Here is a 12153-nt window from a genome sequence, read left to right as displayed (position 1 = left end):
AGTCCCCACGACCGGCACGACGGGGCTTGGCCACCTGGCGGTGACGCCGAGCTCCCGCGGGTGGTCGGTTTCGCGCGGCCTCAACCAGCTGAAGCCGGCATCACTCGCCGGGGAGGCGTGGTTCGGCCATGCGCACCCCTGCGGTTCTCAGGCGTTCGTCGAAGGAGTCGGCGAGGTCGTTGAGCGCTCGTTCGCAGTCGCCCGTGTGGGCGGGACCGTGCATCAGGCCGAGCGTGGTGGGCTGCAGGTTCGCGAGGGAGCGGATGGTCGGTGCCGTCGAGGGAGTCAGGCAGGTGGCGCCGAAGTTGTCCTCAGCGCTCAGCGCCGGTCCGACGATGTCGGCTTCGGTGAGCGCGGTGGTGCGGCCGAGCGCGGTGAACAGATCGCCGCAGAACAGGGTCCCGGTCACCTCCTCGAACAGCAGACCGGCGTCCCATCCGTGCGGTACGTGCGGTGTTTCGATGCGCCGGACGCGCTTGCCGCCGAGGTCCACCACCTCGTCGTGCGAGAGCTGCCGCGGCGGTCGGTCGGCCATGTCGTTGATCGACAGTCGGCAGCCGAGGGTCCCGTGCGCGATCTGCGAGGACGGGGCGGCGTGCAGCCACTCGTTCATCGACCCGCACTCGTCGGCCTCCAGATGTCCGAAGGCCACCCATCGCAACCGGGACAACGGCACGATTCGCTGCACCGCGGCCGACACCTCCGGGAACAAGCCGCGCATCCCGGTGTGGAACAGCAGCGGTTCGTCCGCGTTCAGCAGGAACTGGTTGAACACGAGGCCGGGCGGCTCCACGTAGGTCGAAATCCGGTGCACACCGTCCGCGATCTCGGTGGTCTCCGTCGGCATCGCTGTTCCCCCTCGATCCAGCTCCTGTTGTCCGATCGAACCCAGTGTGACCCCGGACCCCGACAACGGCGGGGGAATGGGGGGCCGGGCGGTGCGCGGGGAGGTGGCGGCACCGCCCGGCCCGGCGGGCCCGGCGTCGTGTCGGGGGCGCGTCGACGCCGAGCCTGGTCTTCGCGAGGTCAGGAGGATTTCGGGTTCGTGGGCATGGGAACGTCGGCGAGGCGGTGGGCCGCGACGTTGCAGTCGGCGCAGGTCGGCCAGAACCAGGCGAAGGTCGAGTCGTCAGCGTGGATGTCGTCGCCGCAGAGGGCGGTGATCTCGGCGTCGTCCGGCCAGCCGCCGGGAGGCCGCGCTTCACCTATCGCGTGTCGTCGGCCGTCCCCGGGGACCCAGCTGAACGGGTGCGGCCGGTATCGCGGTTCGCCCATGTGCGGCGCCTCCATCTGCGGTGATCTCTGCTGGTTGCGACGTGGGCCACAAGATCAGCTCCACATGAGCGAAGGTATTGCATGTGTGCACATGCGCCAATTACCGAACTGGGTGAACGCAATGTGAGCACTCCTGTTGCAGGATGATCGACAGTCAGATGCGCAGCCAGGGAGTGCGAGAGATGGTCGAAGAGAACGAGGACGGGCCGGGACCCAACCTCCGACGCCGCGAGCTCGGGCGCGAGCTCCGTCAACTGCGCGAACAGGCGGGCAAGAAGGTCGCCGACACCTCCAAGTACGCGGGCCTGACCGTCACCACGATCAACAGGATCGAAGGCGGCAAGCAGGTCATCCTGCCGCGCAACGTGCGCCTGCTCTGCCAGTTCTACGGCGTGGAGGCTCCGCTGTCGGACAACCTCGTCCGCCAGGCCGAGGAGTCCAACGAACGCGGCTGGTGGGCGATGTACTCCGACACCATGCCGGAGTGGTTCGAGAAGTTCGTCGGCCTGGAATCCGACGCCGACGAGCTGTGGAACTACTCCGCAACCGAAGTCGACGGGTTGCTGCAGACCCCGGAGTACGCCGAGGCGTTCTTCGAACTGCTTCCCGACCGCGAGCCGGGGGACACGAAACGAGCGGTCGAACTGAGGCAGGCTCGGCAGGAACGGGTCAACTGCGCGAAGAATCCCACTCGCCTGCACGTCGTTCACGACGAGGCTGCGATGCGCCGGATGGTCGGCGGTGCCGCCGTGATGCGCGGTCAGCTGCGCTACCTGGTTGAAGCTGCTCAGCGCCCCAACGTGACCGTTCAGATCGTGCCGTTCAGCGTCGGTGCCTATCCCGGTGGAGGCAGCTCGTTCTCGATGCTGCGCTTTCCGGAGGGCTTCGACGACATGGACGCCGTGTACGTGGAGAACCAGCGCGGAGCGGTCTGGCTGGAGCGTCCGACCGACATCGAGCACTACGTGAAGGTGTTCTCGCGCCTGCGAGACGTTGCCCTTGCTCCGGAGGAGTCCGTGGAGTTCATGGATAGCCTTGCTTCGTCCCTGTGAAGCAGCAGTATGGGAGAAGCAGGCAATGGACGTTCTCAAGGGTGCCGTGTGGCAGAAGGCGAAGCGCAGCCGCGAGCAGGGGCAGTGCGTCGAGCTGGCGCAGAACCTGCCGCACGTCAGCGGTGTTCGTGACTCGAAAGCTCCTGAGCAGGCCGCTTTAGCGTTCTCCAAGGAGCGGTTCGCGGAATTCCTCGTCGCGGTGAAGGCCGGCGAACTGGACGGTTGAGTTCGCTCGGCCCCTGCCCTGCGCGGCGGGGGCCGAGTCGTTCGCCAGATGTGACTTCGTCGAGGTCACGCCGATCCGGATCGTGGCTAGCCTGGCAGGCGATCTGGAGTGCGCCTGCGAGGGAGAGCGTGACCATGAGTGACCTGGCGGGTTCGGACCGGAAGAGCGAGTCCGGCGGACTGCGAATCTCCAAGGGCCTGCTGGCCGGTGGCGCGGTCGTCTACCTGGTCACGATGGGGCTGCTGCAGTACAACTTCTCCCGGATGCACGAGCAGTTGGATTCGGTCACCTCGAATCTCACGCGCACCAATCAGCAGTTGGCCGCGTTGGGGAGTCTCGAATCGCTCGAATCCGAGACGGCGAAGCTCGACGAGAACATCGTCGCGATGCGCGGCTTGATGGGACCGTTTCCGGACATGGCGCGCAGCGTCAGCGCCCTCAACGGCCAGATCGAAAGCCTGGGGCGAACCATCGCGATGTTGCAGGGCGACACCGCCGGGCTTCCCTCGGTGTCGGTGAGCATCCAGCAGATGAGCGCCGAACTCCGCAGCATCTCCGGGCGCATGGACGAGATGAACCGAAACGTGGCCGGGACCAGCGGGAACGTCGGCGACATGGAAGGCCAGGTCGGGTTGGTGCAGCGCGATCTCGGCAAGCTCCAGGCCGACGTGGCCGACATGAGCCAGCGCCTGCGGTTCATCCCGAAGGCCCCGAACTGAACCCTCATCCATTGTGGAATTGAATTCTGCCGGAGCGCCGGAGGAATCGTGCCGTAGCGGCATGGTTGCTTCCGCGGGTCGTCTTTCTCATCACACTTTTCGGCGCTGAGGTAAACAAGTGATCACGATGCGTCCAGCACGACCCGCTGCTCACGTCATCTGGTAAGTGTTGTGCTGTGGGGGATGTTGGTGATCGGCCATCCGATAGGGGCCGTTGTCCTTGTTTTTCGGGGGAGAGATGAACAAGCCTGACGAGCAGGCGTCTCAGTCGCTCGCCGAATCGACGGCTTCGGTGGCGGCCATGCGCGATGCGGTCGAGTCGTTGGACCTGAAGCTGGATCCGGAGGCGGGTGAGTCGATCCGCTCCGCCCTGGACGAGCGCTTGAACTCCGTCGACTCCTGGTTGTCGCAAGCGCGCGACCTCGCCCGCCAGGCGCCGCTGGGGCAGAACCCGGTGGGCACGGCGATGGCGGAGAAGTTCGCCGGTAGAGCCGAGGGTGGCGAGCGCTCGCTGGTCGCGGTCCTGACGCGCTACCGGGACGTCCTCGTGGACGCGCGCGACGCGATCGAGAGCGCCATGCGCACCTACCGGGAGACCGACCAGCGCGTCGCGGACTCCTTCCAGAAGCTCATCTGATCCGCCTGGCATCCAGGCCGAGGAGAAGAGAACATGCCGCAGGACTCACCCGACCTCGCGTTGGTGGAGACGCAGAACTGGGCATCGCGCAGCCACCGCGAGCTCTACGACGCCGTGCACATCGAGAACGATCCCGGTCGCGTCGGTCAGCTCGCCGACGAGTGGACCAAGCTGAGCCGCGCGATGGCCGAGTCCGCCGACCGGATGTCCGAGCAACTCCGCGCCACCGAATCGGGCTGGCAGGGGGAAGCCGCGGACGCCGCCCGATCGGCGATCGAGAAGCTGGCGAACTGGAGCCGCGACGCCGGCGAATCCGCCGGTGCGCTGGCGGATCGCGTCTCGGAGCAGGGCCGCGTCATGGAGACCGCGAAGGCCGAGATGCCCGAGCCGGTCAAGGGCGGCAAGGAGATCCACACCATCGCAGCGCTGACCTTCGCCACCGGTGACCTGGAGTCCTTCACCAAGGCGATGGGAGACCTGCGCGCCAACCAGGAGCGTTCCTCCAGCGCGCACGAGCAGGCCGTGCGGGTGATGACGCGCATGGAGGAGTCCTCCCGCGTCATCGACGGTGACACGCCGCGCTTCACACCCCCGCCGGACCCCATCGAGGAGCTGAAACCCCGCAAGACGGTCCAGTCGCTCGCCGCGACGGAGGCCAACGGGCCGGGCGAAGCGCCGACCCAGCAGCAGTCCGCGGGTGGGGGCGCCGAGGCGACTCAGAAGATGACCAGGCCCGCATCGGCACCGGTCGCTCAGCAACCGGCGGCTCCGCCGCTGGCCGCGCAGACCGGACCCGCTGGGGTCGGGCCGGACGGAATGCCGTTGGCGGCGCAGACCGGCCCCGCCGGGGCCAACGCGCCGACGAAGAAGATGCAGATCCCGAAGATCGGCGGCCCGAACTCGATGGATTCACCGACGATCCGGGCGAATCCGGTCAATCCTGCGAAACCGCCGTCGCTGGAGGACCACAAGCCCAAGAACACCACCGCGCAGAACGCGACCCCGTTCCAGGGCGGCGACGGCCAGACCGAGAAGACCCAGAAGCTGCGGCCGCACCAGGGACCGGACGGGCAGGCCTTCGGTCCGGGCGGGCGACGTCCCGGCAAGCCGAACGACCGCGACGGCAACCGGAAGTGGGGCGGGCAGATCCCCCCGATCCCCAACACCAACGGCCCGGACGGCGATATCCCGCCGATCAGCCAGACGAAGGCCGCCGGCGGGTCCTCCGGCGGCGCGGGTGGTCTGGGCGCGACACCGCCGCCGATGCCGTCCGGAGGTGCAGCCGGCAGCAGCATCACGCCCGGTGGCACGTCCGGCATCGGTGGGTCGCCCGCCGGTGACCACGGCGGAGCCGGCCCGGTCCAGGGCGGCGGGGGCACTCCGGGACAAACCTCGGCCGGCGGTGCCGGCGGCATGATGGGCGGCGGTGCGATGGGCAACCGCGGCGGTCAGGGCAGCGAGGACGAGGCGCGCAAGGCCAAGTACGTCGAAGGCGGCCCCGTCGTCGAGGTTCCGGGCAAGGACCTCCCGCCGCCGGTCATCGGCGAGGGCAAGAAGAAGAAAAAGAGCGAGGAATGACGAACCCGGACTTCGTGCTCTCCGCGGCCGAATTCGACCTGGTCTGGGCCGAACTCGGGCTCGGGAAGATTCCGTACCCGCTCGAGGTTCCGAGCCTCGGTGCCACCACGAGGGAACGGGCGGAACTCACCGCCGAGACCTTCCGCTCGCTGGCGGGTCGCGGACTCGCCAACGAGCGCGACCTCGACCCGAGGCTCGCGGACCTGCTGCGGTTGTTGGTCGACCACGACACGTCGGTGGACGTCATCGGGCACCGCGACCGGCCCATTCGCGCCCTCGCCGCCGTCGCACGACGCAGCGGAGTTCTCGCGCAGCTGGTGGGCGACGAACTGCGGCTGACCGAGATCCGCCCCACCGCGTTGGCCCTGTCCGCCGTCGGCGTGCTGCCGCCGGGCGAAGCGGGCTTGCAGCGGGCGATCTCGGTTCCGGCCGAAGCGTTGTCGAAAGCCCTCGAAGAGGACGACGACGACCCCTTCGGCGGTGACGTGGAAGAAGACGTCGCGCTGGTCAAGGCCGGGCTGTCACCGCAGGACGCGGCGACCGTGCTCGAACTCGCCAACAACCGCCGAGCAGGCGGGCAGTTCGGTGTTTCACGCGGAACACGTCGCTCCACAACCCTCGTGACCTGGTTCGACACCCACCAAGGCCGCTACCTGATGGTCAGCCAGGGCTCCTGGCTCAGCATCACCCCGGCCGACAACAAGAAGATCGAGCACCGCCTCGCCGACGTCGTGGCCTCAGTCGCCTGACGAACCGGAGAAATGGGGAAACCATGACGTCGTTCAAGGTCCAGGCCGAGGATCTGACCGCGCACGCCAGCCACCTGGAAGCGCTGACCGACCGGGTGGACACCGCGCTCTCGGCGGCCGAGACCGTGAGCATGTCCGACGAGGCCTACGGGCTGCTGTGCTCGTTCCTCCCGCCCATCGTCAACCCGATGGAGGAGGAGGGGATCAACGCGCTGAAGGCGGCCAAGGAGGGCATCACCGTCACGGCCGACAACGTGCGCTCCTCCGCCAAGGACTACCAGGAGACCGACGACGCCAACTCCGACGAGCTGAAGAAGTTCGACGAGGCCGTCAAGGTGAAGCAGTCGGCCGTGGCGCTGCGCGGAGTCCCGGCCGTCGACAGCGGCGGCGGTACGCCGCAGCAGCAGGGCACGCCGCTGGCGGAGCCGATGCAGCAGGGCGTCTCCCCGCAGCAGCAGGCCGTCTCGCCGGTGATGCGGAGCGAACCGCGGGAGGAACCCCTCCGACCGACCGAGCCCGGCACACCGGCCTGACAGGTCGCAGCTGTTTCGGATTTGGGATCGGTTCACGCCGAACATCACGGACTTTGAGATTTCGACGGAGGTTGTGCGATGACGGGCCAGAGCTCGGGAGGATTCGCTGTCGCCGGGGCCGACCCCGACGAGGCGGAGCGTCGTATCCAGCAGTGGGCGCAGGGTTTCGCCGAAAAAGCCCAGCGGTACCAGGAGGTTCAGGCGCAGACCGAGCAGCTGCGGCTGTCGGCCAGCAGTCCTGACGGTCGCATCAAGGTGACGGTGCGCGCCGACGGCAGCGTCACGAACCTGGAGTTCACCGACAAGGTCCGCTCGATGGCGCCGAACGAGCTCGCCGCGCAGATCCTGTCGACGATGCACCGCGCGCAGGCCGACATCGCGAGCAAGGTCGGCGAGACGATGGCCGCGACCCTCGGCGACGAGGACCAGCAGACCCGCTCGATGATGCTGGACAACCTGCGCGAGCGGTTCCCGGAGCAGCCGGAGGAGGAGTCCGAGCCGGAGACCTCCTCGAAGTGGGACGCCCCCGCCGAGGAGGACGAAACCCCGGCCCCGCCAGCCGCCCCGGCAGCACCGACGGCACCTCCGGCGCCGTCGAAGCGACCGCGCTTCGAAGACGAGGACGACGACGAGTTCGGCCCGGACTTCGATCCGCTTCGCGACTGAGTTCTCCTACCTGATTTCTTGTTCTGGGGGTTGTAGTGGCGAATCCGTTGGTGGCTCAGCGCGAGGACTCGACGCAGTCGTTCAGCGGCATCCAGATCGCGGAGTCGGTCGCCGACACGCAGAAGGCGATCGAGTCCGGTGATTGGGCCTCGGGTGTCATGGGCGCGGTGGGCACCGGGCTGGATGCGCTGGGGATGGCTCTGGATCCGTTCGGTGCGATCTTCTCGGCCGGTGTCGGTTGGTTGATCGAGCATGTCGGTCCGGTGTCGGATGCCTTGGATTCGTTGACCGGCGACCCGGATGAGATCAAGGCGCATTCGGAGACGTGGAAGAACGTCGCGGCCGAGCTCGAAGCCATCAACACCGAGATGAAAGAGCTGGTGAAGGCGGATACCGCCGGCTGGACGGGGGAAGCCGGTGACGCTTACCGGAAGCGCAGCGAGGACACCGCGAATCTGATCGCGGCGGCCAAATCTGCGGCTGACGGTGCGGCCGACGGCATCGGTACGGCCGGTGAGGTCGTGGGCGCTGTGCGGTCGTTGGTGCGCGACATCATCGCCGAGCTCGTCGGTCACCTGATCAGTTGGGCGTTGCAGGTGGTGTGCACGCTGGGCATCGCGATGGCCTGGGTGGTCCCGCAGGTGGTCGCCGAGGTCGCGAAGGTCGCGGCCAAGATCGCTGATATCACCACGAAGCTCATCCAGGCGATGAAGAAGCTCTCGCCCATGCTGAAGAAGCTCGGCGACTCCTTCGGAGACACCAAGAAGGCCCTCGACAAGATCAAGAAGAACGACGACAAGTCGGACGGCCCCGCCTCGACGAAGTCGCAGAGCGCTGAGAACAAGCCCGAGGGCGGTTCGAACGGCACCAATCAGCAGTCGACCGACCGGTCACCCGACAGCAACGAGTCAAGTTCGGGGAACGGTGGCAATTCGAGGTCGAACAACCCTGCGAGCACCAACACTGCCGGCGCGAAAAATTCATTGCGCGACCAGAATTCGAATCCCAAGTCGATCGACAAGCTCAAAACGTGCAACGACCCGATCGATGTCGCCACCGGTCAAATGGTGATGAGCGAGACTGATGCGGAGTTCCTGGGAACGCTTCCGCTGGTTTTCGAACGCACCTACTTCTCGTCGTTCCGGACTGGGCGCTGGTTCGGTCCATTCTGGGTGTCCACTCTGGACCAGAGGTTGGAGATCGACGCCGAGGGGGTGAGCTTCGCATCCGCTGATGGCACACTCCAGCACTTCCCGAAGCCGGCACGCGGTCAGTGGGTCGTCGACAGCCAAACGGGAGAACGTCGCCTCGGGTGCACCGATGACGACGGATATGTGCTCGTGGAAGGGGAACGCACGCTCATCTTTGCGCCCTCAACACTAGCGCTGTCCTCGATCAACGACCGACATGGTAACCAAATCCGTTTTCTGCACGATGAATTTGGAACACCGCTGGCGATCGAGCACAGCGGCGGGTACCGGATCCGAGTTGAGACGACCGACGGGTTGGTCACCGCATTGCACTCGGTAGCCGACAGCGGCGATGTCGAGCTCATGCGGTACCGCTACGACGAGAACCGGCTCACCGAAGTCATCAACGAGTCCGGTCGGCCGCAGCGATTCGACTACGATGATGCGGGGCGCATCATCGGGTGGACTGACCGCAATGGGGAGTGGTTCCGCTACACCTACGACCACCTGGGACGGTGTGTTCGCACGGACGGATCCGGCGGCTTCTTGGCCGGGTCCTTCGAGTATGAATCGGACAACCGAGTCACGGTGTACACCGATTCACTGGGCAATCGCACGTCCTTCCATTTCAACGAGTCCGGTCAACTCGTGGCGGAGATCGACCCACTGGGCAATGCGGTTGTCTCTGAATGGACTGCGGACGATCGCTTGCTGAAGCGAACGGACCCATTGGGGCACACCGTCCGATACGAATACGACCCCGCCGGCAATCTCGTCGCGATCACCAGGCCGGATGGCAGTCAGCTGCGGTGCGAATACGACGAGTTCGGTCGGCCGATTTCGTTCATCAACCCTGACGCCACGGTGACCCGCCAGGAGTACGACGAGCGCGGCAATATCGTCGGTGTCACCGACGCGGCGGGTGCGACGACTCGCTATACCTTTGACGAGCGCGGCAACCTGAGCAGCGTGACCGATGCGGTTGGCAACACGAAGCGATATGAGGTTGACGCAGCAGGCCTGGTGGTTTCGGTTACCGATCCGACCGGTGCGGTCACCAGGTTCGAGCGGGATCGTTTCGGTCGGATCATCGAGCAGGTGGACGCCGACGGCGGCGTGGAACGGTTCGGATGGACCGTGGGCGGGGAAATCGCCTGGCATCAGCACGCTGACGGGACGACTGAGCGGAATCGCTTCGACGGCGAGGGCAACCTGCGTGAGACGACCGACGAACTCGGCGGCGTGACCGTGACCGAAGTGACTCATTTCGATCTAGTGGCTGCTGAGACCCGTCCGGACGGCACTCGCCTGGAATACGGCTACGACACCGAGATGCGCCTGACCAGCGTTACCAACGAGAACGGGCAGGTGTGGCGATACTTCTACGACCCGGCTGGACGTGTGGTCCGGGAGACGGACTTCAACGGTCGCACGATCGCCTACCGCCACGATGCAGTTGGGCGAGTGGTCGAGCGGACCAATGGCGCTGGGGAGGTCATCACCTTCTCCTACGACGTTCTGGGCAATCTCGTTCGACGCAGCGACGGACAGACCACGACGACGTTCACCTACGACAACGGCGGCCATCTGCTGGAAGCGGCGGATGGCGCGACGCGAGTCACGTTCCAACGCGATGCGCTCGGTCGGATCCTTCGGGAGAGCATCAACGGCCGCACGACGGCCTTCGGCTATGACGCGCTGGGCAGGCGAATCTGGAGGAGGACCCCGTCAGGTGCTGAAAGCGCGTGGGAGTACGACAGCAACGATCAACCGGCTGCACTGCGCACCGCAGGCCGCACGATGCGGTTCGAACGGGACTCTCTCGGTCGAGAACTGCGACTGAGTCTGACATCTGGTCTGGCGGTCGCCCAGGCGTGGACGTCGACCAGCCAGCTTCAGTCGCAAACCGTCGTCGGCCCCACCGGTCAGGCCATCCAACGGCGTTCCTACGCTTACCGAGCCGATGGGCAGCTCACCGGGGTGGCGGATCAGCTCACCGGCAGCCGGAACTACTCGATGGACTCTGCGGGCCGGATCACCGGTGTGCAGGCAACCGGTTGGACAGAGCGTTACGCCTACGACCCGGCTGGCAACCTGGCCTTGGCCGAATGGCCGACCGACACCGACGGCGATCAAGTTGGCGAGCGGACCTACCGTGGTTCCGCCGTTCACAGCGCGGGGCATGTGCGCTACGAGCATGATGCTCAAGGGCGGCTCGTGGCTCGGCATCGCCCTTCCGGAACCTGGCGCTACCACTGGGATTCCGAAGATCGTCTGGTTGGTGTGCTTCGGCCGAACGGCGTGCGGTGGCAGTACCGCTACGACGCGTTCGGCCGGCGCGTCGCGAAGGAACGTTTTGACGGCAACAACGTCGTGGAGCGGATCGAGTTCACCTGGGACGGCCCGGTGTTGGTCGAGCAGGCCAGGTTCGATCAGCGCACGATTCGAGTCCTGGCCTGGGATTACGAGCCTGGTGGTTTCCGGCCGCTCACCCAACGCGAGCGACTGCGGCGAGATTCCGGGGATTGGACGGATGAGCGGTTCCACGTCGTCGTCACGGACGTGATCGGCATGCCAACCGAACTCATTGATGATCAAGGCAGTCTCACCGCAGTTCAGCAGAAGTCGGTGTGGGGAAACACGTTCGGTGACAGCGCTACCCCACTGCGCTACCCGGGCCAGTACTTCGATTCCGAAACCGGTTTGCACTACAACCATCACCGGTACTACGACCCTGCGACCGCCCGTTACTTGAGCGCAGATCCCATCGGCTTGGAGGCCGGTCCCAACAACTACGCGTACGTCACCAACCCGTACGCGTTCTCGGACCCGCTCGGTCTTGCTGGTTGCAAGGGCTGGAAGACAACTGAGGATTTTCAGAACAGCCTGATCGACAAGGCGAAGAAGCAGAGCGCCAAGGACAACGCGAAGAACGCGATCAAAAACATCCACAAGAAGCTCAAGGACACCGCCTTCGGTAAACATGTGACCAATGGCGAGATCGGCAAAGACGGAAAACCTCAAGGCCTGCACGGTTACACCAACGGGGGAGCTCCAAATGGTGTCAACATCACGGGAACCAGTGGAAACCCGAACCGGGTCCACCAAATTGATTTCAACATGAATAAGCCAGGGGGTGGCGTGACCCCGAACAAGACGGGTGGGAGCACTGTGTACCCCCAGAACTGGGGGAATGACAGAGTTCTGGCTCACCTGGCCTCATCGCACCCAGGTCGGCTTGGGAAGAACTATCACGAGGACTTCGGAAAGAGTTCGCCGAATCAGGTGCTGGATTACCTGCACAATGGCATGAAGCCGATCAAGGTGGAATCCAAAGGTGACTCCGCCTGGCCGGTCAAGGGGTCCTGATCGGCCTTGTGGGAGTGTGGCGCAGGTACCAGGTTCAGACCTTGGCCGCCAGCTTCACTTCGAGGCCGACCAGGGCGGTCGCGGTGACTCGGTCCATCCAGCGGCGGACTCGTTCCTTGAAGTGGGACGGCTTGGTCGAGGAGGACGAAACCGCGGCCT

At 65.8% G+C, this 12153-nt stretch carries 11 protein-coding genes; 9 read left to right on the top strand and 2 right to left on the bottom strand.

What is annotated here, in order from left to right:
* Positions 1-100 precede the first annotated feature (100 nt).
* Together AB0J78_RS29370 and AB0J78_RS29365 are read right to left on the bottom strand one after the other, a co-directional pair.
* Entirely contained in the window at positions 101-847 is a 747-nt protein-coding gene (locus AB0J78_RS29370; protein ID WP_363794595.1) for a hypothetical protein, read from the bottom strand.
* A 179-nt stretch (positions 848-1026) separates the two neighbouring features.
* Complete coding sequence (locus AB0J78_RS29365) at positions 1027-1275, bottom strand: zinc finger protein (protein ID WP_363794593.1); 249 nt, start codon at positions 1273-1275, stop codon at positions 1027-1029.
* A 182-nt stretch (positions 1276-1457) separates the two neighbouring features.
* Between AB0J78_RS29365 and AB0J78_RS29360 the strand changes: the two genes are divergently transcribed.
* The 9 genes from AB0J78_RS29360 to AB0J78_RS29320 all read left to right on the top strand — a co-directional run bounded on the left by AB0J78_RS29360 (position 1458) and on the right by AB0J78_RS29320 (position 11994).
* Complete coding sequence (locus tag AB0J78_RS29360) at positions 1458-2327, top strand: helix-turn-helix transcriptional regulator (RefSeq protein ID WP_363794591.1); 870 nt, start codon at positions 1458-1460, stop codon at positions 2325-2327.
* 25 nt (positions 2328-2352) lie between these two features.
* Positions 2353-2553, top strand: coding sequence for a DUF397 domain-containing protein (locus AB0J78_RS29355; RefSeq protein WP_363794590.1), 201 nt, complete (start codon positions 2353-2355; stop codon positions 2551-2553).
* Positions 2554-2687: 134 nt separating this feature from the next.
* A complete protein-coding gene (locus AB0J78_RS29350; RefSeq protein WP_363794588.1) occupies positions 2688-3272 on the top strand; it encodes a hypothetical protein in 585 nt (194 codons plus the stop codon).
* 238 nt (positions 3273-3510) lie between these two features.
* Positions 3511-3909 carry a hypothetical protein gene (locus AB0J78_RS29345; protein ID WP_363794586.1) on the top strand — a complete coding sequence of 133 codons (399 nt, stop codon included), beginning with the start codon at positions 3511-3513 and terminating at the stop codon, positions 3907-3909.
* Positions 3910-3942: 33 nt separating this feature from the next.
* The gene (locus AB0J78_RS29340; protein ID WP_363794584.1) at positions 3943-5487 is read left to right on the top strand and encodes a PPE domain-containing protein; all 1545 of its coding nucleotides are present in this window, start codon (positions 3943-3945) and stop codon (positions 5485-5487) included.
* Positions 5484-6236, top strand: a complete 753-nt coding sequence (locus AB0J78_RS29335; protein WP_363794582.1) for an ESX secretion-associated protein EspG — start codon at positions 5484-5486, stop codon at positions 6234-6236. The genes AB0J78_RS29340 and AB0J78_RS29335 overlap by 4 nt, the downstream gene beginning before the upstream one ends.
* A gap of 23 nt (positions 6237-6259) precedes the next feature.
* The gene (locus AB0J78_RS29330; RefSeq protein WP_363794580.1) at positions 6260-6769 is read left to right on the top strand and encodes a type VII secretion target; all 510 of its coding nucleotides are present in this window, start codon (positions 6260-6262) and stop codon (positions 6767-6769) included.
* Between the two features lie 78 nt (positions 6770-6847).
* Positions 6848-7435 (top strand): YbaB/EbfC family nucleoid-associated protein, encoded by a 588-nt coding sequence (locus AB0J78_RS29325; protein ID WP_363794578.1) that lies wholly within the window; start codon positions 6848-6850, stop codon positions 7433-7435.
* Between the two features lie 35 nt (positions 7436-7470).
* Complete coding sequence (locus AB0J78_RS29320) at positions 7471-11994, top strand: RHS repeat-associated core domain-containing protein (RefSeq protein ID WP_363794576.1); 4524 nt, start codon at positions 7471-7473, stop codon at positions 11992-11994.
* Positions 11995-12153 lie beyond the last annotated feature (159 nt).

The organism is Saccharopolyspora sp. NPDC049426, assembly GCF_040676935.1.
Classification (GTDB): domain Bacteria; phylum Actinomycetota; class Actinomycetes; order Mycobacteriales; family Pseudonocardiaceae; genus Saccharopolyspora.
Note: the sequence above shows the minus strand (reverse complement) of the source record. Positions and strands in the feature narration are given on the sequence as shown.

Excerpts from the sequence above, each read along its gene's own strand:
- AB0J78_RS29370 (WP_363794595.1), bottom strand. The coding sequence starts at position 847 with ATGCCGACGGAGACCACCGAGATCGCGGACGGTGTGCACCGGATTTCG.
- AB0J78_RS29365 (WP_363794593.1), bottom strand. The coding sequence starts at position 1,275 with ATGGGCGAACCGCGATACCGGCCGCACCCGTTCAGCTGGGTCCCCGGG.
- AB0J78_RS29360 (WP_363794591.1), top strand. The coding sequence starts at position 1,458 with ATGGTCGAAGAGAACGAGGACGGGCCGGGACCCAACCTCCGACGCCGC.
- AB0J78_RS29355 (WP_363794590.1), top strand. The coding sequence starts at position 2,353 with ATGGACGTTCTCAAGGGTGCCGTGTGGCAGAAGGCGAAGCGCAGCCGC.
- AB0J78_RS29350 (WP_363794588.1), top strand. The coding sequence starts at position 2,688 with ATGAGTGACCTGGCGGGTTCGGACCGGAAGAGCGAGTCCGGCGGACTG.
- AB0J78_RS29345 (WP_363794586.1), top strand. The coding sequence starts at position 3,511 with ATGAACAAGCCTGACGAGCAGGCGTCTCAGTCGCTCGCCGAATCGACG.
- AB0J78_RS29340 (WP_363794584.1), top strand. The coding sequence starts at position 3,943 with ATGCCGCAGGACTCACCCGACCTCGCGTTGGTGGAGACGCAGAACTGG.
- AB0J78_RS29335 (WP_363794582.1), top strand. The coding sequence starts at position 5,484 with ATGACGAACCCGGACTTCGTGCTCTCCGCGGCCGAATTCGACCTGGTC.
- AB0J78_RS29330 (WP_363794580.1), top strand. The coding sequence starts at position 6,260 with ATGACGTCGTTCAAGGTCCAGGCCGAGGATCTGACCGCGCACGCCAGC.
- AB0J78_RS29325 (WP_363794578.1), top strand. The coding sequence starts at position 6,848 with ATGACGGGCCAGAGCTCGGGAGGATTCGCTGTCGCCGGGGCCGACCCC.